The organism is Erwinia sp. MYb416, assembly GCF_037479575.1.
Classification (GTDB): domain Bacteria; phylum Pseudomonadota; class Gammaproteobacteria; order Enterobacterales; family Enterobacteriaceae; genus Erwinia; species Erwinia rhapontici.
The window spans coordinates 1109824-1133844 of record NZ_JBBGYT010000438.1 but is presented as its reverse complement, the minus strand read 5'-3'; the positions used below and the strand labels follow the sequence as shown (position 1 = coordinate 1133844).

General features: G+C 52.1%; 25 protein-coding genes, 3 pseudogenes and 1 riboswitch. Of the genes and pseudogenes, 20 read left to right on the top strand and 8 right to left on the bottom strand.

Features of this window, described 5'->3' with window-relative positions:
- Positions 1-25: 25 nt before the first annotated feature.
- On the bottom strand, positions 26-1051 hold the full coding sequence (locus WH277_RS14905) for an LLM class flavin-dependent oxidoreductase (protein ID WP_339505858.1): 1026 nt from the start codon (positions 1049-1051) through the stop codon (positions 26-28).
- A gap of 136 nt (positions 1052-1187) precedes the next feature.
- Positions 1188-1292, top strand: a riboswitch (TPP riboswitch).
- Between the two features lie 66 nt (positions 1293-1358).
- Here WH277_RS14905 and WH277_RS14900 point away from each other — a divergent pair.
- From WH277_RS14900 to WH277_RS14865, 8 genes and pseudogenes are all read left to right on the top strand, one after another.
- Positions 1359-2048 (top strand): TenA family protein, encoded by a 690-nt coding sequence (locus WH277_RS14900; protein ID WP_133843472.1) that lies wholly within the window; start codon positions 1359-1361, stop codon positions 2046-2048.
- Entirely contained in the window at positions 2045-2773 is a 729-nt protein-coding gene (locus WH277_RS14895; RefSeq protein ID WP_167864433.1) for an ABC transporter ATP-binding protein, read from the top strand. The genes WH277_RS14900 and WH277_RS14895 overlap by 4 nt, the downstream gene beginning before the upstream one ends.
- The gene (locus tag WH277_RS14890) at positions 2770-3519 is read left to right on the top strand and encodes an ABC transporter permease (RefSeq protein WP_339505857.1); all 750 of its coding nucleotides are present in this window, start codon (positions 2770-2772) and stop codon (positions 3517-3519) included. The genes WH277_RS14895 and WH277_RS14890 overlap by 4 nt, the downstream gene beginning before the upstream one ends.
- Positions 3520-3553: 34 nt before the next feature.
- Complete coding sequence (locus WH277_RS14885; protein WP_339505856.1) at positions 3554-4489, top strand: ABC transporter substrate-binding protein; 936 nt, start codon at positions 3554-3556, stop codon at positions 4487-4489.
- 194 nt (positions 4490-4683) lie between these two features.
- Positions 4684-5898 carry an FAD-dependent oxidoreductase gene (locus tag WH277_RS14880; RefSeq protein WP_339505855.1) on the top strand — a complete coding sequence of 405 codons (1215 nt, stop codon included), beginning with the start codon at positions 4684-4686 and terminating at the stop codon, positions 5896-5898.
- 117 nt (positions 5899-6015) lie between these two features.
- Entirely contained in the window at positions 6016-7137 is a 1122-nt protein-coding gene (locus tag WH277_RS14875) for an ABC transporter substrate-binding protein (protein ID WP_205945779.1), read from the top strand.
- A 185-nt stretch (positions 7138-7322) separates the two neighbouring features.
- Positions 7323-7643: an addiction module antidote protein gene (locus tag WH277_RS14870; protein WP_238337045.1), complete on the top strand. Its 321-nt coding sequence runs from the start codon at positions 7323-7325 to the stop codon at positions 7641-7643.
- A 239-nt stretch (positions 7644-7882) separates the two neighbouring features.
- Positions 7883-8968, top strand: a pseudogene (locus WH277_RS14865) (mechanosensitive ion channel family protein).
- On the opposite strand, the gene WH277_RS14860 reads toward WH277_RS14865, so the two are convergent.
- Positions 8965-9867 carry a LysR family transcriptional regulator gene (locus WH277_RS14860; RefSeq protein ID WP_171149905.1) on the bottom strand — a complete coding sequence of 301 codons (903 nt, stop codon included), beginning with the start codon at positions 9865-9867 and terminating at the stop codon, positions 8965-8967. The pseudogene WH277_RS14865 and the gene WH277_RS14860 sit on opposite strands and share 4 nt — an antisense overlap.
- A 128-nt stretch (positions 9868-9995) precedes the next feature.
- On the opposite strand from WH277_RS14860, the gene WH277_RS14855 reads away from it, so the two are divergent.
- Positions 9996-10259 carry a DUF2798 domain-containing protein gene (locus WH277_RS14855; RefSeq protein WP_133843014.1) on the top strand — a complete coding sequence of 88 codons (264 nt, stop codon included), beginning with the start codon at positions 9996-9998 and terminating at the stop codon, positions 10257-10259.
- A 107-nt stretch (positions 10260-10366) separates the two neighbouring features.
- Here WH277_RS14855 and WH277_RS14850 read toward each other — a convergent pair whose 3' ends face one another.
- A complete protein-coding gene (locus WH277_RS14850) occupies positions 10367-11251 on the bottom strand; it encodes a LysR family transcriptional regulator (protein WP_339505854.1) in 885 nt (294 codons plus the stop codon).
- 199 nt (positions 11252-11450) lie between these two features.
- Between WH277_RS14850 and WH277_RS14845 the strand changes: the two genes are divergently transcribed.
- Both WH277_RS14845 and WH277_RS14840 read left to right on the top strand, forming a co-directional pair.
- Entirely contained in the window at positions 11451-12587 is a 1137-nt protein-coding gene (locus WH277_RS14845; protein ID WP_339505853.1) for an alpha/beta hydrolase, read from the top strand.
- A 195-nt stretch (positions 12588-12782) separates the two neighbouring features.
- Positions 12783-13976, top strand: a complete 1194-nt coding sequence (locus tag WH277_RS14840; RefSeq protein WP_339505852.1) for an MFS transporter — start codon at positions 12783-12785, stop codon at positions 13974-13976.
- Positions 13977-13989: 13 nt separating this feature from the next.
- On the opposite strand, the pseudogene WH277_RS14835 reads toward WH277_RS14840, so the two are convergent.
- Positions 13990-14331: pseudogene (locus tag WH277_RS14835) on the bottom strand (LysR substrate-binding domain-containing protein); the annotation flags it as partial.
- Here WH277_RS14835 and WH277_RS14830 point away from each other — a divergent pair.
- Positions 14324-14557 (top strand): annotated as a pseudogene (locus WH277_RS14830) (tyrosine-type recombinase/integrase); the annotation flags it as partial. The pseudogenes WH277_RS14835 and WH277_RS14830 sit on opposite strands and share 8 nt — an antisense overlap.
- Before the next feature lie 166 nt (positions 14558-14723).
- Positions 14724-15584, top strand: coding sequence for a hypothetical protein (locus WH277_RS14825; protein ID WP_339505851.1), 861 nt, complete (start codon positions 14724-14726; stop codon positions 15582-15584).
- A 228-nt stretch (positions 15585-15812) separates the two neighbouring features.
- Here the strand turns inward: WH277_RS14825 and WH277_RS14820 are convergent, their stop codons facing one another.
- Genes WH277_RS14820 through WH277_RS14810 form a run of 3 tightly spaced genes read right to left on the bottom strand, consistent with a single transcriptional unit; the run spans position 15813 to position 17408 of the window.
- The gene (locus WH277_RS14820; RefSeq protein ID WP_339505850.1) at positions 15813-16196 is read right to left on the bottom strand and encodes a VOC family protein; all 384 of its coding nucleotides are present in this window, start codon (positions 16194-16196) and stop codon (positions 15813-15815) included.
- Positions 16197-16243: 47 nt separating this feature from the next.
- A complete protein-coding gene (locus WH277_RS14815; protein ID WP_339505849.1) occupies positions 16244-16987 on the bottom strand; it encodes an SDR family NAD(P)-dependent oxidoreductase in 744 nt (247 codons plus the stop codon).
- Between the two features lie 10 nt (positions 16988-16997).
- Entirely contained in the window at positions 16998-17408 is a 411-nt protein-coding gene (locus tag WH277_RS14810) for a DoxX family protein (RefSeq protein WP_339505848.1), read from the bottom strand.
- Between the two features lie 93 nt (positions 17409-17501).
- Between WH277_RS14810 and WH277_RS14805 the strand changes: the two genes are divergently transcribed.
- Entirely contained in the window at positions 17502-17882 is a 381-nt protein-coding gene (locus tag WH277_RS14805; protein ID WP_339505847.1) for a winged helix-turn-helix transcriptional regulator, read from the top strand.
- Between the two features lie 61 nt (positions 17883-17943).
- Here WH277_RS14805 and WH277_RS14800 read toward each other — a convergent pair whose 3' ends face one another.
- A complete protein-coding gene (locus tag WH277_RS14800) occupies positions 17944-18882 on the bottom strand; it encodes an AraC family transcriptional regulator (protein ID WP_339505846.1) in 939 nt (312 codons plus the stop codon).
- A gap of 258 nt (positions 18883-19140) precedes the next feature.
- Between WH277_RS14800 and WH277_RS14795 the strand changes: the two genes are divergently transcribed.
- The 6 genes from WH277_RS14795 (at position 19141) to WH277_RS14770 (ending at position 24006) form a co-directional block, all read left to right on the top strand.
- Positions 19141-19908: a glucose 1-dehydrogenase gene (locus WH277_RS14795; RefSeq protein WP_339505845.1), complete on the top strand. Its 768-nt coding sequence runs from the start codon at positions 19141-19143 to the stop codon at positions 19906-19908.
- A gap of 66 nt (positions 19909-19974) precedes the next feature.
- Complete coding sequence (locus WH277_RS14790; protein ID WP_339505844.1) at positions 19975-20415, top strand: VOC family protein; 441 nt, start codon at positions 19975-19977, stop codon at positions 20413-20415.
- Positions 20416-20528: 113 nt separating this feature from the next.
- The gene (locus tag WH277_RS14785) at positions 20529-21557 is read left to right on the top strand and encodes an alpha/beta hydrolase (RefSeq protein WP_339505843.1); all 1029 of its coding nucleotides are present in this window, start codon (positions 20529-20531) and stop codon (positions 21555-21557) included.
- Positions 21558-21617: 60 nt separating this feature from the next.
- Positions 21618-22673, top strand: a complete 1056-nt coding sequence (locus WH277_RS14780) for an NAD(P)-dependent alcohol dehydrogenase (RefSeq protein ID WP_339505842.1) — start codon at positions 21618-21620, stop codon at positions 22671-22673.
- Between the two features lie 39 nt (positions 22674-22712).
- Positions 22713-23402 carry an NADPH-dependent F420 reductase gene (locus WH277_RS14775; RefSeq protein WP_445235318.1) on the top strand — a complete coding sequence of 230 codons (690 nt, stop codon included), beginning with the start codon at positions 22713-22715 and terminating at the stop codon, positions 23400-23402.
- 28 nt (positions 23403-23430) lie between these two features.
- On the top strand, positions 23431-24006 hold the full coding sequence (locus tag WH277_RS14770; RefSeq protein WP_339505840.1) for a YbhB/YbcL family Raf kinase inhibitor-like protein: 576 nt from the start codon (positions 23431-23433) through the stop codon (positions 24004-24006).
- Positions 24007-24021: the final 15 nt, after the last annotated feature.

Sequence of the window (24021 nt, the reverse complement as noted above, 5' to 3'; positions counted from 1 at the left end):
TACCGGGAGAGCCTGACGGCACGTGCTACTCGCGCCAGCCAAGGCCGGGCGCCACATGCTTGAGGATTGCTTCAATAGTGTGCGCGCAGTAGTCCACACCCAACTGGTTCGGCACGGTTAACAGCAGGGTATCGGCTTCGGCGATGGCTTCATCCTGCGCCAGTTGTTTAATCAACTGGTCCGGTTCTGCGGCGTAGCTGCGGCCAAAGATGGCGCGGGTTTTCTCATCGAGGTAACCCACTTTGTCCCCTTCTTTGCCGCTGTTGCCAAAGTACGCACGGTCCATATCATTCACCAGCGCAAAGATACTGCGGCTCACCGAAACACGCGGGGTGCGCGTATGTCCGGCGGCTTTCCACGCTTCCCGGTAGGCGCGGATCTGTTGCGCCTGCTGGATATGGAAAGGCTCACCGGTTTCATCATATTTCAGCGTTGAGCTTTGCAGGTTCATCCCCAGTTTCGCCGCCCAGACGGCGGTAGCATTGGAACCGGCCCCCCACCAGATACGGTCACGCAGCCCTTCCGAGAACGGCTCCACGCGCAGCATCCCTGGCGGGTTCGGGAACATCGGCTGCGGGTTTGGTTTGGCAAAGCCTTCGCCACGCAGCACATCCAGCAGCACTTCGGTGTGATGACGCGCCATATCCGACTCGTTTTCCCCTTCCGCAGGCTGATAGCCAAAATAGCGCCAACCGTCGATCACCTGCTCAGGAGAACCCCGGCTGATGCCCAGCTGCAAACGCCCACCGGAGATCAGGTCGGCAGAGCCGGCATCTTCTGCCATATACATCGGATTCTCGTAACGCATATCGATCACCCCGGTGCCGATCTCAATACGGCGTGTTTTCGCGCCGATGGCGGCCAGCAGCGGGAACGGCGAGCTTAACTGGCGGGCAAAGTGATGCACGCGAAAATAAGCACCGTCCGCACCGAGTTCTTCAGCGGCGACCGCGAGATCAATCGACTGCAACAGCGCATCGGCCGCCGAACGGGTGCCGGACTGCGGCGAAGGGGTCCAGTGGCCGAACGACAGAAATCCAATACTTTTCATGGGGGTATCCTGTGGGGTGAAACAAATGACGATTGATTAGCAGTATATACCCAAAATAATTCGAGGTGCAGCCAACGCATCTGCGGCTCGAAGTCTGACGGGTGGATTGTAATGAAAAATGAAATCCCGTATAAAAGAGCCCTCCGAGGGGTGTCCTGTATGGGCTGAGATGGCGTAATAAGCCGAACCCTTTGAACCTGATCTGGGTCATGCCAGCGAAGGGACGGGTTGGCAGTCACCTCTGCCCTGTTCACACCTCCGCGTGCCCGGATCTCCACTTAAATGAGGGGATTCAGTGTCTAAAACTATTCAGCCTGTTGATTTCAGCCAGGGTCTGTACGGACGTTTACGCCAGCAGGCCGGTAACGACTGGCAGGACTATGTGGCGCACCCGTTTATTCACCAACTCTCACGCGGCACGCTGCCCGAGAGCGCCTTTCGTCGTTATCTGACGCAGGACTATCTTTTTCTGATTCACTTTGCCCGTGCCTGGGCGCTGCTGGTCAGCAAACTGCGCACGCTGCCGGAAATGCGCGCGGCGACGGCTTCGCTGAACGCCATTGTGGCTGAGCTGCCGCTGCACGTTGGCTACTGCGAAAGTTGGGGACTGAGCGAAGCGCAGATGATGCGCGAACCGGAAGCGGCGGAAACCATGAACTACACCCGCTACGTGCTGGATATCGGTCACTCGGGTGATGCGCTGGATCTGCTGGTGGCGCTGCTGCCCTGTGTGGCGGGCTACGCCGAGATTGGCCTGCGCCTGCTGAACGCCCCGGAGACGGTTTTACAAGGCAGCCCTTATGCCTCCTGGATCCGCAACTATGGTGATGCAGACTATCTGAACGGCGTTCGTGCCGCCCTCGGTTTACTGGAAACGGTCGGCGAGCAGCGCGGGGCCGAAAGCCGCTTCGCCGCTCTGTCTGAGATTTTCACCACCGCCACGCGCCTCGAGTCGGCATTCTGGCAGATGGGACTGAATGCGGTGCACCGGACATGAACCCACCCGGCATTGAGGTGCGCGATCTGACGCTGTGCTTCGGCCCGCGTCAGATTTTCGACCGTCTCAGTTTTACCCTCCCGCCGGGGCGATTTGTTGCCCTGCTGGGGGCCAGCGGCAGCGGCAAGACCAGCCTGCTGAAGATTATCGCCGGGCTGGCGAAGCCCACCTCCGGCACCGTCTGCGGTAGCGATGGCCTGCCGTTGCCCGGGCGTATTGCTTATATGGGGCAGAAAGATCTGCTTTATCCCTGGCTGTCGATCAGCGACAACATCACACTGGGTGCGCGTCTGCGCGGCGAAAACGTGGATGCCGCCTGGGCTGCCCATCTGCTGGAACGCGTCGGACTGCACGGACACGGCAACGACCGTCCTGCGGCGCTCTCCGGCGGCATGCGCCAGCGGGCGGCGATTGCCCGTACGCTGTATGAAAGACGCCCCGTTGTCCTGATGGATGAGCCGTTCTCCGCGCTGGATACGCTGACGCGGGCGAAAATTCAGACGCTGGCCGCTGAACTGCTGGCCGACCACACCGTATTGCTGATTACCCATGACCCGATGGAAGCCTGCCGTCTGAGTCACCACCTGCTGGTGTTGTCCGGATATCCTGCCGGGATCGACGACACTCACACCATTGGTGGCCAGCCGCCCCGTGCGCCGGATGATGCCGACGTGCTGAAAAGCCAGGCCGAACTGTTGCAGCAGTTGCTGAGGGCCGCAGAATGAGCGGAAAAATCGCCACCAGCGCACGTGGCGTCATGATTTTTACCGGGCTGCTGCTGCTGTGGTGGCTGGCCACACTGAGCGATATTCCCGCCTTTTTGCTGCCGTCGCCCGCCGCTGTTGCCCGCGCGCTGTGGGATGGCCGCGCTTTCCTCGCGTATCACAGCCTGGTTACGGCCTCAGAAGTCCTGATCGGGCTGGTGCTGGGCGTACTGCTGGGATCACTGCTGGCGATCGGCATGATCTTCTCCCCCCGCCTGCAACGCTGGCTGATGCCCGTGGTGCTGACCAGCCAGGCCATTCCGGTGTTTGCCCTCGCGCCGCTGCTGGTGTTGTGGTTTGGCTTTGGCATCAGCGCCAAAGTGGCGATGGCGATACTGGTGATTTTCTTCCCGGTGACCTCTGCCTTCTTTGACGGGCTGAGGCGGGTTAATCAGGACTATCTGGACCTTGCCCGCACCCTGGGTGCCTCACGCTGGGCGCAGCTGCGCCATGTCCGGCTGATGGCGGCGCTGCCTGCTTTTGGCTCCGGCCTGCGCATGGCGGCTGCCGTGGCACCGATTGGCGCAATTATCGGCGAATGGGTGGGTTCGGCCGAAGGGCTGGGTTACGTAATGCTGAATGCCAATGCGCGCATGCAAACCGATCAGTGCTTTGCCGCGTTGTTTATCCTGGTGCTGATGACCGTCTTACTCTGGATGGCGGTCGATGCCCTGCTCCATCGCCTGATCAACTGGGCACCCGAATAATGTTGATTCCCCTTAAATCTGAAAGGAACACAGAATGATGATGAAAACCTGCGCTGCCCTGCTGTTAAGCGGTGCCTGCTCCACAGGCGTCATGGCCAACGAGAAACTGACGCTGGTGCTCGACTGGTATATCAACCCGGACCACGCACCGATTATGGTTGCCGATCAGATCGGGGCCTTTAAGGCAGAAGGGCTGGACGTGAAGATTGTCCCCCCGTCCGATCCTTCCCTGCCACCGCGCCTGGTCGCAGCGAAACAGGCGGATCTCGCCATTACTTATCAGCCGCAGCTGCACTTTTTCGCCGATGAAGGCCTGCCGCTGGTGCGCGTGGGCACGCTGATCAATACCCCGCTGAACACGGTGATGACGCTCGATAAAAGCATCACCTCACCGGCAAAACTGAAAGGGAAAACGGTGGGTTATTCCGTGAGCGGTATTGAACAGGCAACGCTGACCACCATGCTGAAACAGGAGCGCGCCAGCCTGAAGGAGATTAAGCTGGTCAACGTTAACTTCCAGCTGACCAGCGCCCTGCTGGCCGGGCAGGTGGATGCGGTGATTGGGGGTTACCGCAATATTGAAGCGCAGGAGCTGAAGCTACAGGGCAAAGATCCGGTGGTGTTCAACGTTGAGGATTACGGCGTTCCGGCCTATGACGAGCTGGTGATTGTGGCGAATCGCGATAGCGTCAATGAACCGAAGGTGAGGAAATTCCTCGCCGCGCTGAAGAAAGGCAACGACTATTTACAGGCCCACCCGGAAGAGAGCTGGCAGGTGTTCGCCAAAGCACACCCGGAGCTGAATACCGAGCTGAACCATGTGGCGTGGCAGAAAACCCTGCCGCTGTTTGCCAAAGACCCGGCGGCACTGGACGTGAAACGGTATGACGCTTACGAACAGTTTTTGTTGAAGAACAAGCTGATTAAGAAGATCACGCCCGTTGCGCAGTATGCGGTTGAGTTGCGCTAATCGACTAAAACCCCTGACGCCCCCCCTCAACAGGGTTCGACCGGTAAAAAGGTCGAACCCTTCGCAGGCATTAATCTGTCATGATGGACCTTCAGTTCCGGGTCGCCAGTTCCAGCCAGTCTACGCAAATCACCGCTCGCCAAAGATAATGATAACCATTACCATAAACCAGCGATTACCTACCCGGAGCCAACATGAACGCAACGTCCCCTGAACGCATCACCACTGACTGCTGTATCGTAGGCGGCGGCCCGGCCGGACTGATGCTGGGTTATCTGCTGGCGCGCGCAGGTGTGCAGGTGACCGTGATCGAAAAACACGGCGATTTTCTGCGCGACTTCCGGGGTGACACTATCCACCCCTCCACGCTGCAAATCATGCATCACCTGGGCCTGCTGGAGGAGTTACTCAGCCTGCCTCATCAGCGTGCCCCGCGTTTACAGGCTGAAGTAGGGGGTGAAGAGGTCACGCTGGCCGATTTTTCCCGCCTGCCGGTGAAATGCCGCTTTATTGCGTTTATGCCACAGTGGGACTTCCTCAATTTTCTGGCGGCGAAAGCGTCTGCCCTGCCCGCGTTTACCCTGTGCCAGTCCACCGCATTCAGCGAATTACTGTATGACAATGGCAGCGTATGCGGCGTGCGCGCCAGCAACAGCAGCGGCACCTGCGACATCCACGCACAGCTGGTGATCGGCTGTGACGGACGGCATTCGCTGGTCCGGCAGCAGGCCGGGCTGACCGGGCGCTCGTTTGGATCGCCGCGCGATGTGCTGTGGTTCCCTCTGGATAAACGCGATGAGGACCCGGAATGGAATATGGGCCACAAGGGACCCAAACAAAACTTTATCATGCTCGATCGCGGCAGTTTCTGGCAGTGCGGCTACTCCATTACCAAAGGTGAGTTCGGGCCAATGAAGGCCGCAGGAATCGAGGCGTTTAAACAGCAGGTTGCCGCCGTGGCGCCCTTTCCGGCCGCCAGGCTGGCAGAGATGACCGACTGGCAGCAGGTCAGGCTACTCGATATCCGCATCGACAGACTGGATGCGTGGATGAAGCCCGGCGTGCTGTGCATCGGGGATGCCGCCCATGCGATGTCGCCTATCGGCGGCGTTGGCGTCAACCTCGCGATCCAGGATGCCGTTGCCTGCGCCAACATTTTGACGCCCGCGTTACGCCAGGGGAAAGTCAGCCTGCGCCTGCTGAAAAAAGTGCAAAAACGCCGCCATTTCCCAACCTGCGCCACGCAATTTATCCAGATAAAAATGAGCGGAAAAAAACGCAAAGAGGGCGAATCCAGCCCGCTGCCGCGTATCATAAAGCGCTTTCCTTTCCTGCCTTATGTTTTCGGCTGGATCATCGGGCTGGGTTTTCGTCGTGAGAAGCCGCGCCGCTTTAAAACGCCATCCTGACAAATCCCGTCACGATTTTCGGGTGCGCCGTTTACATTCTGTTTAACTTATGTTTACTCTACGGCCAATAATAATGATAACAATTATCGTTTATTAACTGGCCGGGAAATTTGTACCATGACAACGCTGAAAACCTTACCCGCTCTGCTGTTGGCGACGCTGCCTTCACTGGCATTCGCCACCACTTACCCGCTGACCGTCACCGATATGGACGGGCAAAAAGTGGTCATCAACCATGAACCGCAGCGGGTGATCCTCCAGGACGGACGTGAAATCCTCAGCCTCGCCTTACTTGACCGTGACAACCCTTTCCAGCGTGTCGTCTCCTGGAATAACCTGATGAAAAAGCAGGATACCGGTAGCTGGAACCTGCTAAAAAAACGCTGGCCGGACGCGGAAAAAATCCTCGATATGGGCTTTTCTGACCAGGGTGAGGTCAACCTTGAAACGGTGATCGCCAAAAAACCAGACCTGATGATTGCCCAGCTGCGCGCCAAACCGGCGCTGAAACAGACCGGGGTACTGACTCAACTGAGTGCGCTGAATATCCCGGTGCTGTTTGTTGATGATGAGCTGCACCCGGTACAGAATACCGCGGCCAGCATTACCCTGCTGGGCAAGGTATTGAATAAGGAAGACAATGCCCGCGCCTACACCGATTTTTATACCCAGAAACTCAACGCCATTCAGGCCGCAGTCAAAAACGTATCACCTAAACCGAGCGTATTCGTTGAGCCGATTGCCGGGATAGGCGGCGGCGGTGAGTGCTGCTTCACCCACGGCCATAACGGCTGGGGCGCGCTGATAGAAGCTACCGGCGCGAAAAATATCGGTTCCGATCTGTTGCCCGGCACCAGCGGCACCATCGCGGTGGAAAAGGTCATCAACCTGAACCCGGATTACTACGTGATGAGTGGCTCGAAGCGCGGGGGTAAAACCAGCCCGGTGATCCCGCTGGGTTACAACACCGAGGTGAGCGAGATTAAGGCCAGCTTTGACAACCTGCGCAATCGTACCGGGGTGAAAGATATTCCGGCGGTAAAAGCAGGCAAAGTGGCGGCGGTGTATCACCACTTCTATAACCATCCGTACAACATTATCGGCATTGAGATGCTGGCGAAGGACTTCTACCCGCAGCAGTTCAGCCAGACGAATCCGACCGCTGACTATCACTACATTATCCGCACCTTTACTAAGCTGCCGGATGAGCCGATCAATATCGAATATCATCCGCAGTAAACTGCCTGCATTGAACTCGTCAATCGCGCTGAAATTCAGCGCGATTTTTTTATTTCAAAAAAAACAATTATTTGTACTTATTCGTGTACAGCTTTTCTTGCGAGGTAGTCACTTGCCTGTCTGTTGTATTTAAACTACAGTTAAAATTATCAAGGATGAAATATCACCATTGACGAGGTAAAGATATGCACAGTAAAGCAATTGAACATGATACCGCCGTTATCGACATGCTCCGTGAGGATCCCGGATTCGCGCAGGTTTACCTGCAAACAGCACTGGAAGATATTTATGAAGACGGTGGCGTCGGTGCTTTTCTGACCGCCCTGCGCCACGTGGTCAATGCCCGTGGCGGCATCGGTGAAATTGCGGCTAAGTCCGGTCTGTCCCGTGAGCAACTTTACCGCACGCTTTCCGAAAAAGGGAACCCGACCATCAAAACACTCACGGCGATCACCCGCGCAGCAGATGTGCGTCTGTTTGCCAAAGCGGCGGGTCAGGCAAGTTAAGCAGGCCATCCTGGGCGGACATACTGCTGAATGCGGGGGTGAGCTGGATCACGCTGATGCCCCACAAAAATCGTTTTCTTTTCAACGTTTTTTTGTGTTAAGACAGTCAGGACACTCAATTTTTCATACACTCATGTATTCACCATTTCATCCGCAGATCACTGAGAAGAGAGCGGTTACTGAGTTTTATTACTGACCTGACAACCAATGGGTTGTTGGCGGAAGATAAGGGAAAAAGAATGCCAATGATATTCGGTGAGTTATCTGGTGCTCCATCATGGGTGCCTGCTGTATTGCTCGTCACGCTCTCATTTGCAGTGGGTTTCCTGGCCCGATTTATACTTTTAAGATTCATCCGATACTGGCAGAGTCGTGGCAGAAAGCTCTTGAAATAACATGAAAATCATCTTAGTGGATCAATTTTTATTTTAATACCCTTACTGTTAATCAATGTAGGGGTTAATTATATTAATGTTAATCCGAACTCACTTTCTTTTATAAGTACAGTCATTAATATATTTATTATATTATCATTTTGCTCTATTTTAATCCGCTTGACTAATGTCGCGCAGGATATGCTTTTTATTCGCTATGACATTAACCTTTCAAATAATCTTCGCGCCCGTAAAATTCGCACGCAGATAATGTATGTCAAAAAGGTCGCTATCGTATTACTGGTGCTATTCTGTCTTTCCCTGGTGTTACTGAGTATTCCTGGGGTTCGAAAATTCGGCACCACAATCCTGGCCGGTGCTGGGGTGGCGGGGATCATCATTGGTTTTGCCCTGCAGAAGTCGCTGGTTAACCTGTTTGCCGGCATTCAGATCGCCTTCACGCAACCGATAAAAATTGATGATGCCGTGGTGGTTGAAAATGAATGGGGATGGATTGAGGAGATCAACCTGACTTATGTTGTTGTGCGTATCTGGGACCTGCGCCGACTGGTTCTGCCCATTACCTACTTTACCGAAAACGCCTTCCAGAACTGGACGCGTAATAACGCACAAATATTAGGTTCTGTTTTTCTTTACCTTGATTATTCCATGCCATTAGATCCTCTGCGTAAATATTTTGAAAAAGTCCTCAGTGAAACAAAGCTCTGGGATCAACAGACTCAGGTGCTCCAGGTCACCGATACGACTGACAAAACCATGACGATCCGATTATTAATGACGGCACAGAATTCCCCCACGGCCTTTGATTTACGCTGCCACGTGCGGGAAAAGATGATTGAGTTTATTCAGCAGAATTATCCGCAAAGCCTTCCTCATGTGAGGGCCACACTGACCGATTCTGCTGTGCGATCCTCCGACGTTTCGTCTTAAATCGCCTCTTCTAAAAACGCAATAAATGCTCTTACCTTTGAATTCAGCGCCGAACGTTCGTTGACGCAGGCATAAATATTCATCGGTGAAGACGCGATGTCGCTCTCACCGCTGAGGCCTGAGCAGAATAAAGGGGTGAGTCGCCCCTTGTCGATTAACGGCTGGGCAATAAAGCTTGCCAGACGGGCAACCCCTCCGCCGCTTTCTGCTATTTTTGCAATGATATCAATATCATCACTGACAAATTCGGGATTAAGTTTCGCGTTAACAGGTTGTCCATCGACGATAAATTGCCAGGGGAGAAAACGTCCGTCGGTGGGATAACGAAAAACCAGGCAGGCGTGCTGGCTAAGTTCTTCGGGAGTCCGGGGAGTGCCCGCACGCGCCAGATAAGCGGGGGCGGCGCAGAATATAAAGGGTAATGAGGCGATTTTTCTGGCAATCAGCTGATCGTTGAGCTGCGCCTCAATACGAATACTGACGTCGACGCCTTCCAGACGATGATCGACGTTACGATCGGTACTGATCAGTTCGATATCAATATCAGGGTAAGACGCTTTGAACGCAGGCATCAGTGGAGCGATGACGTACCGACCAAATGCAGCCGTCGTCGCGATACAAAGTGGGCCCTGCGGTTTGGTTTCAATGGCCGCAGCCTGCGAGGCGAGGTCAATATCATGAGGAATGTGACGTACTTTCTCGAAATAACGTTGACCACTTTCGGTTAAGGTCATGCTGCGGGTGGTGCGTGATAGCAGACGCACGCCCAGATGAGCCTCAAGCCGGGAAAGGCTCTGGCTCACCGCCGCCGGGCTCATTCCTTTGGCACGCGCCGCCGCGGCGATACTGCCGTTCTCCACCACGCGGATAAAATTACTCATCAGCCCCAACAGATCCATAGTGTTCCCAATGCCTCATTCGTCACTTTTACTTAATAATGATTAAAGCATAACGGCTCTACCGCCGTCCTGGTTAGCTTGTTAGGTTAGTGGCCGTTTCACCCCACTTGATAAAACAGGATAACGTAATGACGAATGCTGTCGCCAGGAATACCCCACGCGTGCGCCTTCCAAAGCACACTTCACCCTACATCTTTGCGCTTTATATGGCGACCATCATGGCATTTATGATGAGCCTGGTCATCACTCTCGCGGAATTTGGCATGGGGCCACATTACATGGAAAGTGTGATGAATGCGTACAAGGTTGCCATGCCTGCGGCCTTTGTCTGCATACTCGTTGTGCGTCCAATTGTTATCCGGCTGGTCGGATTAACGGTTCACGGTCACTGAGCCCTTCCCTGTGCCCATCTCCTCCTGCCAGATTAAGGCCCGGACACGACGCATCTCCGGGTGACTCAGCGCTACCGTCCTCATACAGGGGACGGGTTAGCGACACATCAGATTTTCAATGTATCAATGACCACTCTGAGCGCAGGTGACACATTGCGATGAGGATAATAAAGGAACGAACCTTCCATCCGCTGGCTGTAAGGCCGTAAGGTTCTGATAAGCGTCCCTTGCTCCAAATCCTCAGCCACCAGTTCCTCAGGGACATACGCCAGTCCCAGCCCCAGCCTGGCTGCCTTTGCTTCCATATAGCTGTCAGAAAAGGCCCATTGTCCCTGTGGCCGGTGCGTGATCTTTTTATCGTCCTGATTAAGCTCCCACTGGTACAGACTGCCGTCGGCAAACTGGTAGGCAATGCAGGGATGCATCACTAAATCAGCCGGGGTTTGTGGAAAACCATAGCGACGAAAATGCTCGGGCGTGCCCACCACGATCATCTCCATATCCGGGGTAATACGTACCGCCACCATGCCACTGCCCACCTCCGGCCCGAGACGGACACCGGCATCGAATCTCTCAGCAATAATATCGACAAACCGGCTTTCACTGATCAGCTCAAGTTCGATATCCGGATAGCGTTGTTTAAAGACGGCCAGCTTCGGTAACAGCACTTTATCAATAGCATGCTGGCTGGCATTGATGCGTACCGTACCCGAGGGGATACTCCGATAATATGCCAGTGTTGCAAGGCCCGTATCTAAAGCATCAAACCCGGATTCTACGGTCTGATAGAGCCGTTCCCCTGCCTGCGTCAATGATAATTTGCGCGTGGTTCGAACCAGAAGCTGTATCCCTAACCTCTCTTCAAGTTCGCGCACAGCGCGACTGATCCCTGATTGTGCCAGCCCAAGCCGACGCGCTGCGGCGGTAAAACTCCCCTCTCGCACGACCAGCATAAACAAGTAGAGATCATTATAGTTTTCCCGTTTCGCCATCAGTGTGTCCTCAGCGTATCTGGCCAAAGGTGCCGCCACGACCGCCTCTGAATTCATAACAAAATGATATTAATCTTAGCATTTTCGCCCGGCTAATCAGCACTATTTATGCCCATTATAATCAGCACATTGATACCAAACACCGCAGCGTTGTCCGTATGAAACCTGTACCTGTCTCATGTTTTCAGGGGAGTTTTTAATGCGCGTTTTCACCCGTAAACTGACCGCCGCAATGCCAGCCCTACTGCTATGCGCATCAATATCAGGAACAACAACGATGAGTTATGCTGACACAGCCCATCCGAATGCCCCCGTTTCAATGGAAGAAAAATGGGATAAAACTTTCGCTCTCAGCAGTGAAGTTGATCATCGCAAAGTGTCATTCCAGAACCGGTATGGGCTCACGTTAGTCGCGGATCTTTACCTGCCCAAAAATCGAGGGGAACGCAAACTGGCTGCGATTGCCGTGAGTGGTCCCTTTGGCGCGGTGAAGGAACAATCCAGCGGCCTGTATGCGCAGACGCTGGCAGAACAGGGATTTGTGACACTGGCATTCGACCCCTCTTATACCGGCGAAAGCGGTGGCTACCCGCGTAATGTCGCCTCTCCGGATATCAACACCGAGGACTTTAGTGCCGCAGTTGATTTCCTTGGGTTACAAAAAGAGGTGGATCGCAACCGCATCGGTTTACTCGGCATCTGTGGCTGGGGGGGAATGGCGTTGAACGCGGCAGCCATGGATACACGCGTTAAAGCGGTTGCCACCAGCGTGATGTACGATATGAGTCGGGCGATGGGGCATGGCGTTGGCGAGGGCAAAGACCGTTATTCAACTGCCGATCGCCGCGCCGTTTTGCAGTATCTTAATGAGCAGCGCTGGAAGGATGCGGAAAACGGAACTATCGCACACGCCGGTCATGATATTTATGTGGATAAGAACGGTAGCGTAAGCACTTCAGCGCGTATTCTGCCGGAAGCGTTACCCGCAAATCCAAACCCGATACTCAAAGAATTTTTCGATTATTACCGGATGCCGCGCGGTTTCCATGAGCGTTCCGTGAACTCCACTGGCGCATGGACGGCGACAACACCCTTATCCTTTATGAATATGCCGCTGCTGAGCTATGCAAAGGAAATCACGATCCCAACGTTGATCGTGACGGGTGAAAATGCACACTCGCGCTATTTTGCAGAGGATGCCTATAAAGCCGTTGGCAGTAACAAGAAAGAACTGGTGATTGTCTCCGGGGCCAACCATGTGGATTTATACGACAATGTCGCCGGTAAGATACCGTTTGTCCGTTTTGAACAGTTCTTCAAAACCAGCTTGAAATAAAACCAGCGTCGCAACAGGTAAAAGACCCCCGCATTGAGCGGGTGGTCTTGATTCTGCCCTGTACCCGGCCTGACGTTCCCCCTGCATGCTTACATCACACTTCTTTCCCCATACTTTTTTTGATCGTTATTCTGTGAATAGCGTCCGTCCCGGTTTGCCTTAACAGAGCCGGAGCGATCTTCAGAGATGCTGATAATGTCCACACTGAGTCTTAAAACACCACAACATGAAGAACCTGCACACTGGAACGGCGTTTTTGCCATGACCTTGTGCGTATTTGTACTGATTGCATCAGAATTTATGCCGGTCAGTTTACTGACGCCTTTAGCCACAGACCTGGGCGTAACGGAGGGGCTGGCGGGGCTGGGAATTGCTATTTCCGGTGCGTTCGCGGTCCTGACCAGCCTGACACTGTCTGGCCTTGCCGGAAACGCTAATCGTAAGCATCTGATGCTGGGGATGACGGTTCTGATGGCAATATCGGGAGCCATTATCGGCCTGGCCTCCAGCTACCTGGTTTATATGGCAGGACGAGCCCTGATTGGTATCGCGATTGGTGGGTTCTGGTCAATGTCTGCGGCAACGGCTATTCGCCTTGTGCCAAAGCATCAGGTCGCCCGTGCGTTAGCCATTTTTAATGGCGGTAACGCGCTGGCGACTGTCGTGGCGGCGCCGCTTGGCAGCTATCTTGGGTCAAGCATTGGATGGCGCGGCGCTTTCCTGTGCCTGGTCCCAATCGCGGTTGTGACCTTCATCTGGCAGTGGGTTAGCCTGCCCAACATGGACAACAATAAAAGTGACGCATCGCGCGGATCGGTGTTTCGTCTTTTCAGGCACCCTATCGTGACAACGGGTTTACTGGCCTGCGGATTATTCTTTATGGGGCAGTTTGCGTTATTTACCTATGTGCGCCCCTTTCTGGAAACAGTAACCCGGGTCAATACGTCCAGTTTGTCACTGATTCTGCTCACCACCGGTTTCATGGGGGTGGTTGGCACGCTGGTCATCACCCCATTCCTGAACAAGCGGTTTTATCCGACGTTGATTGCCATCCCTTGCCTTATGGCCTCCATTGCCGTGGGGTTAATATTGACCGGACACGGCGTCTGGGCCGCTACGCTACTGTTAGGCTGCTGGGGGATGCTTGCCACTGCAGCGCCAACGGGGTGGTGGATATGGATCGCACGGACGCTGCCAGGGAATGAAGAAGCGGGAGGCGGGCTCATGGTTGCCGTCGTTCAGCTCTCTATAGCCCTGGGTTCAATGACTGGGGGGATGGTGTTTGACCACCTCGGCTGGCAGAGCGCTTTTGCACTGAGTGGCCTGTTACTGATTAGCGCAGCCGGGCTGACATTTTTCACTTCACGTCAAACACGCTGCGCACTTTAGATCGTCCAGCGTCTTAAATCGCCTCTTCTAAAAACGCAATAAATGCTCTTACCTTTGAATTCAGCGCCGAACGTTCGTTGACGCAGGCATAAATATTCGTCGGTGAAGACGCGATGTCGCTCTCACCGTTGAGGCCTGAGCAGAATAAAGGAGTGAGTCGCCCCTTGTCGATTAACGGCTGGGCAATAAAGCTTGCCAGACGGGCAACCCCTCCGCCGCTTTCTGCTATTTTTGCAATGACATCAATATCATCGCTGAAAAATTCGGGATTAAGTTTCGCGTTAACAGGTTGCCCATCGACGATAAATTGCCAGGGGAGAAAACGTCCATCGGTGGGATAACGAAAAACCAGGCAATACAACCGAATTTTTCATGGGTGGGTAGAAAAACTTGGTCTCGAAGATGCGCTTTACAGCACACATTCCATGAGAAGAACAAAACCTTACCTGATCTACAAGAAAACCAAGAATCTCCGGGTGATTCAACTTCTGTTGGGCCATAAGAAACTGGAAAGCACAGTCCGTTATCTGGGCATTGAAGTCGATGATACGCTAGAGATCTCTGAATCGATTGAAGTCTAAGGTGGTCAGGGCTGCAACAACAGCCCAGTGCCAAAAGAGGACGCACCTAAATAATGGACTAACCAGCTTGTAACCAGTGAGATGTTTATGAGTTGAAATTTTCCGCACATAGATTTAAGTTGTTATATTTAGCCATGAGTAATTAAAAACATAGAGAATATTAAACATGGGTGAAGAATATTCGCTGAGTATAAAGCGTTTCAGGCAAACAATGATTAAGGAACTGCCGAAGGTTCCTAATACTCCTGTTGCCATCGAAGAACTCGAAAGAATGCCGACCAGAATGATTATTTCAAAGTATATCACTTGGAAGATCAGAACTATTCCCATAAGGAAAAGAACTATAGCTTTTTACCCCATGGGTATAGATTTAAAGATTTTATTAAAAATGTATCCTGACATAAAGGTGTTTCTCGATAAAGTCATTAAAGGTAATGATCTAAATCCGTACTTATCTGAGCGAGTTAGGACGCATGGTGTCATTTTACCAGGCGCATCCTTAAAAAACAAAGGGAAAGATATAGACACTCTTGTGCTTAGGGAAGGATTATACCACTTTCATTTTGCCCCTAAAGATAACAAAAACCCCAAAGGAAGAAGCAACTATCTTATCTTTGCTGATGTGTCAAAAGACACATTCACTATAGTCGCTATCGCCCCTCACAGGGTTTTCGAGCATGACAGTGAGGATGCACATCGATTCTTTGACATCCGTCGCCGATATCTTGAACGAGATATCCCGGCAGGCCAACCCTATATGCTCAATCCTGTAATGTCTACAGGTCATACATTGGAAATATTTGCCTATGCGATACATTGCGAGGATACAATCAATTTTTTGGACCCGAAATTAAATGATGCCGATTTTATATCTCAATTATATGCAGATGGTGCATTACAATCTCCATCTCTTGAACGGCCAAAAAAGCCGGAGCTAATATGGTTTTTTTACGATTTAAACCTAGGGATTCTTGAGAAGAAGAAAGGCCATTTTTTTGGGCTGAAATACCTTCGTGATAGATTGTGAAACCACAAATAATAAAGGCTGATTACAACGCGTATGATGTCCGCTCTTCGCTCGCAGCAGACCTTGTGACCTTAATTTCTGTCCGCTCCGTGCCAAAAGCGGACATGAAGTAAATTGAATTTTTTAATCAAGAGTGAAATGGCTGGTTCATTTTATGAGTCAAAGTACATTCATGCTGAATAAAAAATTAAAAGTTGCTCTCATTTACCCTTGATAATGCTTCCATTATCAATGCGGGAACAAAGGAGCATGAAATACAGCTTCAATATTATTTCCATCTGTGTCCGTTACAAATGCTGCAAAGTAGCCGGCATAGTATTCAGGCCTGTAGCCAGGTTTACCGTTGTCCGAGCCTCCTGCTGCGAGAGCGTTTTCATAGAATTTTTTTACGGCATCCTCACTGTCGGCTCGGAAGGCGATATGCAGCGTTGCACTCCCGGTCTCACCTTCAGCGATCCAGACCTGTGGGCTGGATTTACCGTAACCTGACTTCCGACTATCAGCATCAGACATCTGAAACAGGCGGGTATGACCAAGCGCTGGCAGAACGGCATCATAGAATGAAATGGCTTTTTCATAATCGGATGAATAAAACAAAATGTGGTCAATCATTTCTCTAGATCTCTCATAATTGAGTGGAAGACTGCCCTTCCTGGACGTTAACGCGAGCTGTCAATAATTGCTCCGCCGTCGGGCGTGAGGCTGTAGCCCGTCAAAAACTGTGCGTCTTTACTCGCAAGAAATAGAACTACAGGCGCAATGTCTTCCTCCGGTGATCCGAAGCGGCCAAGCGCATTTCCTGGCGGAGGGACACTCACGTCATCGCCCCAGGTTTTGGCAACAGGAAGAACGTTGTTAACCGTAATTTTATCGCCCCCCCACTCACGCGCAGCGGTGCGGGTAAGTGCACGCACCGCTTCTTTGGCCATGTTGTATGGCCCATATCCAGCGAGCCCTACAATACCCGCCATTGAGCCGAAATTGATGATGCGCCCGCCGCTGCTCTTTTTGAGCCACGGATAGCAGGCTTGCATGGTTCGCAGATAGGCCACGGGCCCCATGTCAAAATTGCGCTGAAGCTGTTCCACCGAGAGATCCAAAATGGATGACAGAGGCGCACCCGGATCAAACGCGTTGTTAACGAGAATGTCGATTTGTCCATAGGCGCTGATGACTGTATTGACCATCGAAGTGATTTGTTCCGAATTACTTAAATCACATTTGATACCTATGGCAATCCCGCCCTGTGCCTGAATCTGATGCACAACTTCATCAATGGCGCCTGGCGTACGCGCAACGACCGCAACCTTTGCACCTTCTTTGGCAAGAAGCATCGCCGTTGCGCGGCCAATTCCCCGACTTGCCCCGGTAACGATCGCAACCTTTTCACTTAGTATGTTCATAGTCTCTCCTCTAATAGAGCTGTGCATGTGTGAGATACTCGGTAGTGAGGGCGTAAGGTGATGGTATATCTCTGGCAACGTTCTGCATGCTGAAAGAAATAATCATCAGGATTAGCCCAGCAACTGCAGGCACAGCCCCGGTTGGTTTGTGTTTGCCAACATGAGCCAGGCCAGATAGCAGAAGGTGATAAAACATACCCGCATACGCCAGATCGCTCAGAAACACGCTCTCCCGTGACAGGATGGCCAGTACAGCCAGAATCTTTACAGCAATGAGTAGAGGCTGCAGATAGGCCGGATAGCCCAGGTTAACCAGTGTTTGGCGAACCCATTCCCACTTAACCACGTACAGGGTGGCAGAAGTAATGTAAAGCAGGCAAAGCAGGCCCGTACAAATCCAGTAAACGTAAAAACCAGTCATATCACCCCTTCTGACGTGTATCAGTTATCGACCGGGGCAAGAATGTCGCCTAATATGATTTAAAACAAGTAGGATGAATTAAGGAGGGTAAGTATGGAAAAGCATACCAATAGAGACTCTGAAGTTAATATGCATGATGAAATGCGGCGGGCATTCAGCCTGCTATCCGGAAAATGGAAGCTGGAAATTATGTGGCTTCTGAACCAGCGTATATACAGATTTGGCGAACTGAGAAAAGCAATACCCGGCATAACGCAGCATATGCTGACAGCCCAACTGCGGGAGCTTGAAAGTGACGGACTTATATCCAGAACGGTTTTTGCAGAAGTGCCACCCCGGGTGGAGTATGAAATCACTCTGAAAGCAAGGGGACTTGGCCCAACAATGGAAGCACTGACTGCATGGTGGCTTGAGCACGGTGAAACCGTACCCGCCAGACCTGCAGGACGTGGTCGCATCGCAACTTCAGGCTAAAATTTTTAATAGTTAAACAGCCAACCAGAGCTCCGGCGTTTATTTAAACCGGCTGCCTGATTTAAATTTGAAAGCCTGAAGTTATGGACATATTCGCCTCTCGAAGCTTTTTAATGTCTTTTTTGGGCGGCATGCCGAACACGCGGCTGTATTCTCTGCTGAACTGCGATGGGCTCTCATAGCCAACCTGATAAGACGCGCTTGAAACGTCGAGATGTTCATTAAGCATAAGGCGGCGGGCTTCATTCAGTCGCAGCCATTTCTGGTACTGCAGGGGGCTCATTGAAGTCAGCTGCCGGAAATGCTGGTGAAAGGTGGGAGCGCTCATCTGCACCCGCGCAGCCAGTTCTTCAACGCGCAGAGGCGCAGAATAATTCTTCTTGAGCCAGTCAATTGCTCGGGCAACACGGTGCCCCTGACTGTCAACCGATGCAATTTGTCTCAGCCGTGTAGCCTGATCACTCAACAGCAGCCGAAAATGGATTTCCCGTTGTACGAGCGGTGCCAGAACCGGAATAGCTTCCGGCTCATCCAGCAGTTCCAGCAATCGTTCAAAAGACCGAAGTACAGACCCTGATGCCGTTCCAATACCGACGCCGGAACTGATGCCCCTAGCACGATGCGGGGGGAGTTCGCCCTGCGAAATAAGCTCGGCCACCGTCCGCATATTCAGCTTCATCGTCAACCCCAGGCAGGGCTCTTCGCTGCTTGCCGCCAACACTTCTGAATCAGCAGGCAGATCCAGAGACGTCAACAGAAAGTTTGACGTGTCATAACGATAATTCATTCCTCCAATCCACATCTGCTTAATGCCACGGGCTACCAGCACGATACTCGGCTCGATCATGCACATGGTAGGTTTAGTGGGAGCTTCTCGCCGAAAGAAAGTCAGTCCTTCAACCATCGTATCAAAATCACCTGTTCCATTCGTCCGTGCAGCGATCCTCTGCACGAGACCGGCAAGCAGAGCTTCATTTTCATTCTTAATAGACTGTGTCATTGCGGCCATTCGTAAAATTATCGTGGTGCTACTTTACTCCCCTTACCAGCATTAAAACCACAGAATGCCACCCGCCCCATAGGAATAGGCAAAAAATACAGCGAATCATTGTACCTCCTCCGGAAAGATCTATGGAGAATGAACACTGAAGAAAAAGTAACCACCGATCAGTTTCATTAACCCGGAGACATTCAGTCACGAAAAGGTTCCGGGTCATTAGGCCTGAACCTCATTCATGCATTTAATAGAGATGAAACTATGAACCCTGTTTACGATTTTAGCGGCCGCGTTGCGCTCGTTGTTGGCGCGAGTACCGGAATCGGTGCCGCAACGGCGCGTGCTTTTGCCCAGTCTGGAGCAAAAGTGGTACTCGCAGATCTTGATTTCACGGCCGTAACCGGTGTTGCAGATCAGCTTACGAAAGAAGGATACATCGCAACGGGGCTCAGCTGTGACGTTGCAGATGAGGCCCAGATTGCTGCAACCGTGGATAAAACGGTGGAAATTTATGGTGCTCTCGATTTTGCCTATAACAACGCAGGCATACAGGCGCCTTCCAGTGATTTTGCAGATCTGCCGTCCGAAGAATTTGATCGGCTTGTTTCAGTAAATCAGCGGGGCATGTGGGCATGTATGAAGCATGAGCTCAGGAAAATGCGCGCTCAGGGCCGTGGAGCCATCGTCAACTGCGCATCAGTTGGCGGCTTAGTTGGTCAGCCCAATCTGGCCCCTTATAACGGTACAAAACACGCTGTAATCGGGATGACCAAAGGTGCGGCACTGGAGTATGCCGCACGGGGCATTCGCATTAATGCGGTATGTCCGGGCACGATCAATACGCCTATGGTTTCGGCAATGATGGAAACCCAGAAAGAGGCCATGGACGACATTATGATCCGACAGGTTATCAATCGCCTGGGGGAACCGGAAGAGATAGCCGCTGCCGTTCTGTGGCTCTGCAGCCCCGGTGCAAGTTTTGTTGTGGGAGTAGGGCTTCCGGTCGATGGCGGTTTTACGGCGAACTAATCCGGAATCATTATCAAATGTATCGCCCGCCAGAAACGGCGCAGGACGCATTAACAGGAGCTTCCCATGATTCAGGATTTTTTTCATCTGAGTATTACCACCCGTGATCTTGAGCGCAGCATTAAGTTCTACGAGACGCTAGGCCTTGAGGTTACCCGGCGTGTTGGTGACGTAATGGAAAAGGGGATTGCTACGGCATTCTGCCTGCCTTCCAGTCATCTTAAGGTTGTGTATCTGGCCCCGCCAGGCGGAAAGTCAGGCATCTTTATCGATCTGGTCGAATGGGTTGAACCGCCTTCTCCCGGCGCTGCCTATCCCGTAGCAAACCACATCGGAATTAACCGCTTTGCACTGAGGGTTTCTGACCTAGATGCAACCGTACTTTCTCTGCAGGAAAAAGGAATGGTTTTCCTGACGAAAGAGGCTGAAGCATTCGGTGGTGGCATACGTTGTATCGTCATAACCGATCCTGATGGGATCTTTATTCAGTTAATAGAGCTCCCATAAGCGCACCTCAGGGTTTGCATAAACATAAAAATGAAGTACCTCCCTCCGGGTCTGCTGAGCTGGCAACGACTTGCAACCAGCAGAATTAACTAAAATGATTAAAGGTAAAGCCAATGAAAAACATATTGCTGGCCTGCGGGCTACTCGTGTCCTCTTTTGCATCCTTCGCTGCTGATATGTCTAAAGGCGCGGATAATTTTTTCAAGAGCGACAAGGTCACTGCACAGAAGGTCACCTTTCAAAACCAGTATAAAATGAATATCACGGGTATTCTCTACAGACCCAAAGAAGTAGATTCGAAAGCAAAAAGTCCGGCCATCATTGTGGGCCATCCTATGGGAGCGGTGAAGGAACAGACGGGCACTCTCTACGCTCAGAAAATGGCAGAGCAGGGTTTTGTTACCCTCGCAATTGACCTGTCCTTCTTCGGTGAAAGTGACGGACAGCCCCGCAATGCCGTTGCTCCTGAAATGTTTACCGAGTCATTCAATGCAGCGGTCGACTATCTGGGTACCCGACCATTTGTGGATCGTAACCGTATTGGTGTCATCGGTATTTGCGGCAGTGGCAGCTTTGCAATCAGCGCCGCAAAAATCGATCCTCGTATGAAGGCTATTGCCACCGTCAGCATGTATGACATGGGGGCAGTTACCCGTCACGGTTTGCAAAACGGGCTGTCTCTCGACCAGCGCAAATCAATGATTGCCGCAGCGGCTGAACAGCGTTACGTAGAATTCACTGGCGGAAAAACCAAATGGGTCGATTATCTGCCGGTAAAACTTCCTGCTGACGCCGATAAGACTCGTCGTGAATTTTATTACTTTTACCGTACCCCACGCGGTCAGGTGGTAGCAAAAGGCATGACCGTAGAGCAGTCTCAAAACCGTCCGATTTCGAGTGAAGTTAAATTTAACAACTTCTATCCGTTTGAAGATATTGAAACTATTTCACCGCGTCCGATGCTGTTCATCACAGGTTCAGAAGCCCACTCCAGGGAGTTCAGCGAAGATGCTTACAAACGAGCTGGCCAGCCCAAAGAATTGCTGGTCATTCCGGGGGCCGGTCACGTGGATCTCTACGACCGCACCGACCTCATTCCGTTCGCTAAGCTGACCCAATTCTTTAAAACTAACCTTAAATAGTCGACCCGACCCTGGCCATCACGTGGTCAGGGTCAATGCATACACAACGGAGATCTCTTTATGAAAACGTCTGCTTTTGCCGCGCTGTCCGCTGACAAGCCGCTGGTCCCTTTTTCTCTCGAGCGCCGCGAGCCTCGTCCCGATGATGTTGTTATTGAAATTCTCTACTGCGGAGTTTGCCATTCTGACCTTCATACCGCACGCAATGACTGGGGATGGACCCGCTTTCCTATCGTGGTAGGCCATGAAATCGTGGGCCGCGTTATCAGCACCGGTAGTAACGTGACACGACATAAAGTGGGCGACCACGTTGCTGTGGGTACGATGGTCGACAGCTGTCAGCAATGCGATCAATGCCATAAAGGTGAAGAGCAACTTTGCCGTGAAGGAAATACGCAGACGTTTGCCAGTGTAGACCGTATCACTGGTGAACCCACTATGGGCGGCTACGCAAAACATATCGTTGTGCGTGAGGAATTCGTTTTAAGCGTTCCCGCAGGCCTCGATCTGGCCAAAACCGGCCCGCTATTGTGTGCCGGCGCAACTACATATTCGCCACTGCGAACCTGGAACGTTGGCCCGGGCAGCCGCGTTGGGGTGATTGGTATGGGCGGACTGGGCCACATGGCAATAAAACTTGCTGAAGCAATGGGCGCACGCGTCACCGTGCTGAGCCGTTCAGCGGCCAAAGAGTCCGATGCAAAATCTCTCGGTGCAGATGCTTTTCTTATCTCCAGCGACGCCAAAGCAATGGAAAAGGCAGCTTCATCTTTTGACCTGATCATTGACACCGTTCCAGCAAAACATGAGCTGGATCCTTACCTGCCTCTGCTTGATGTGGACGGCACACTTTGTGTAGTGGGACAAATTGGACCACTGGCTGAAATGAGCAGCATTCCGTTACTGCTAGGACGCCGTCGTGTTGCCGGTTCTGCGATTGCAGGCATAGCTCAGACCCAGGAAATGCTTGATTTCTGTGCGCGCAAGAATGTTTTACCTGAAGTTGAGATGATCCGTATGGACCAAATTAATGAGGCTTATGATCGACTGGAACGCTCTGACGTTCGCTACCGCTTCGTTATAGATATGTCCACGCTGGAGCAGACTCAGGCTTAAAAAACGTCAATAGATACCAGCAAAAAATTCAGAACATCAGTGCTACGTGGGCTTTGGCTCAGCAGTTGCGCCGGTTTCATAAAAGGGCATGTTATGAAAATAGGCATCCTCGGTGCTGGACGTATGGGAGCAACTATCGGAACGATTTTTGCGAAACTGGGTCACCAGGTCACCTTCAGCTATTCCCGCAGCCCTCAAAGATTGGAGAGCCTGGCAGAGTCAGCCGGGGGGGCGTGTGGATCTCCTCATGAGGCGGCAAAGGACGCAGATATTATCGTTCTGGCAGTTCACTGGTCGCGTCTTGATGATGTGCTGACTCAGGCAGGCAGTTTAAGCGGAAAAACTGTTATCAGCTGCACCAATCCGCTAAATGCTTCAGACAGTGAGCTTGTCATTGCCCATACCGATTCAGGTGCGGAAACCATTGCGCGGAAACTGCCTGATGCACAGATTGTAGCCGCCTTCCAGGCGACGCCAAGCGAAGTGCTAATGGACGTGTTTAACGGCAGGAATAAACAAAATCGCCCGGACATGCTGTATTGCGGAGATAACCTGGAAAGTAAAAGCACAGTGCGGGGTCTGCTCTCTCTTGCTGGTTTTGAGCCCGTTGATGCCGGCGTTCTGCGTATGGCTCGTTACATTGAGCCCTTCGCCATGCTGGCAACGGCGCTGGCCTATGACGAAGACAGCGATCCGAGATGGGTTTACCGCTTTGGACGTTACAACTGAGTGATACTTATTTTACAGGACAATAAATATGAAAAAATACATTCTGGGTTTGTCACTGCTGTCATGCATACCTTCACTACATGCGCAGTCATTTCAGCTCCACAGTACTGACGTAAAGCAGGGAGAACAAGTAAACGATATTAACGTTCTGAATGGCTCAGGATGCACGGGGAAAAACATATCTCCTCAGCTCTCATGGTCGGGTGCGCCGGCGGGCACCAAAAGTTTTGCCATCACTATGTTTGATTCAGATGCGCCCACAGGAAGCGGATGGTGGCACTGGACGTTAGTAAATATCCCGAAAAATATTCAGGCGCTCTCACGTGGAGCCGGAAATGCCGATGGTAAAAACCTTCCTGATGGTGCAATACAGGGGCGCACAGATTTTGGCGGTCCGGGCTATGGTGGCCCTTGCCCACCGACAGGAGATGGAGTACATCACTACCATTTCAAAGTATGGGCGCTGAAAGTCGCTTCACTACCTGTGAGCAGCGACTCAGGCGGTGCGCTCGTTGGTTATATGCTGAACTCCAACAGTATCGCAAGCGCAGAACTGACGCCGGTTTCCTTACGGCCAGCACAGGGAAACTCCGGTTCTAAGTAACCGGAATTAAGATCA

Excerpts from the sequence above, each read along its gene's own strand:
- WH277_RS14770 (WP_339505840.1), top strand. The coding sequence starts at position 23,431 with ATGAAAAAATACATTCTGGGTTTGTCACTGCTGTCATGCATACCTTCA.
- WH277_RS14795 (WP_339505845.1), top strand. The coding sequence starts at position 19,141 with ATGAACCCTGTTTACGATTTTAGCGGCCGCGTTGCGCTCGTTGTTGGC.
- WH277_RS14845 (WP_339505853.1), top strand. The coding sequence starts at position 11,451 with ATGCGCGTTTTCACCCGTAAACTGACCGCCGCAATGCCAGCCCTACTG.
- WH277_RS14880 (WP_339505855.1), top strand. The coding sequence starts at position 4,684 with ATGAACGCAACGTCCCCTGAACGCATCACCACTGACTGCTGTATCGTA.
- WH277_RS14825 (WP_339505851.1), top strand. The coding sequence starts at position 14,724 with ATGGGTGAAGAATATTCGCTGAGTATAAAGCGTTTCAGGCAAACAATG.
- WH277_RS14815 (WP_339505849.1), bottom strand. The coding sequence starts at position 16,987 with ATGAACATACTAAGTGAAAAGGTTGCGATCGTTACCGGGGCAAGTCGG.
- WH277_RS14895 (WP_167864433.1), top strand. The coding sequence starts at position 2,045 with ATGAACCCACCCGGCATTGAGGTGCGCGATCTGACGCTGTGCTTCGGC.
- WH277_RS14870 (WP_238337045.1), top strand. The coding sequence starts at position 7,323 with ATGCACAGTAAAGCAATTGAACATGATACCGCCGTTATCGACATGCTC.
- WH277_RS14855 (WP_133843014.1), top strand. The coding sequence starts at position 9,996 with ATGACGAATGCTGTCGCCAGGAATACCCCACGCGTGCGCCTTCCAAAG.
- WH277_RS14850 (WP_339505854.1), bottom strand. The coding sequence starts at position 11,251 with ATGGCGAAACGGGAAAACTATAATGATCTCTACTTGTTTATGCTGGTC.
- WH277_RS14820 (WP_339505850.1), bottom strand. The coding sequence starts at position 16,196 with ATGATTGACCACATTTTGTTTTATTCATCCGATTATGAAAAAGCCATT.
- WH277_RS14780 (WP_339505842.1), top strand. The coding sequence starts at position 21,618 with ATGAAAACGTCTGCTTTTGCCGCGCTGTCCGCTGACAAGCCGCTGGTC.
- WH277_RS14810 (WP_339505848.1), bottom strand. The coding sequence starts at position 17,408 with ATGACTGGTTTTTACGTTTACTGGATTTGTACGGGCCTGCTTTGCCTG.
- WH277_RS14785 (WP_339505843.1), top strand. The coding sequence starts at position 20,529 with ATGAAAAACATATTGCTGGCCTGCGGGCTACTCGTGTCCTCTTTTGCA.
- WH277_RS14800 (WP_339505846.1), bottom strand. The coding sequence starts at position 18,882 with ATGACACAGTCTATTAAGAATGAAAATGAAGCTCTGCTTGCCGGTCTC.
- WH277_RS14860 (WP_171149905.1), bottom strand. The coding sequence starts at position 9,867 with ATGGATCTGTTGGGGCTGATGAGTAATTTTATCCGCGTGGTGGAGAAC.
- WH277_RS14790 (WP_339505844.1), top strand. The coding sequence starts at position 19,975 with ATGATTCAGGATTTTTTTCATCTGAGTATTACCACCCGTGATCTTGAG.
- WH277_RS14890 (WP_339505857.1), top strand. The coding sequence starts at position 2,770 with ATGAGCGGAAAAATCGCCACCAGCGCACGTGGCGTCATGATTTTTACC.
- WH277_RS14875 (WP_205945779.1), top strand. The coding sequence starts at position 6,016 with ATGACAACGCTGAAAACCTTACCCGCTCTGCTGTTGGCGACGCTGCCT.
- WH277_RS14805 (WP_339505847.1), top strand. The coding sequence starts at position 17,502 with ATGGAAAAGCATACCAATAGAGACTCTGAAGTTAATATGCATGATGAA.
- WH277_RS14905 (WP_339505858.1), bottom strand. The coding sequence starts at position 1,051 with ATGAAAAGTATTGGATTTCTGTCGTTCGGCCACTGGACCCCTTCGCCG.
- WH277_RS14840 (WP_339505852.1), top strand. The coding sequence starts at position 12,783 with ATGTCCACACTGAGTCTTAAAACACCACAACATGAAGAACCTGCACAC.
- WH277_RS14885 (WP_339505856.1), top strand. The coding sequence starts at position 3,554 with ATGATGATGAAAACCTGCGCTGCCCTGCTGTTAAGCGGTGCCTGCTCC.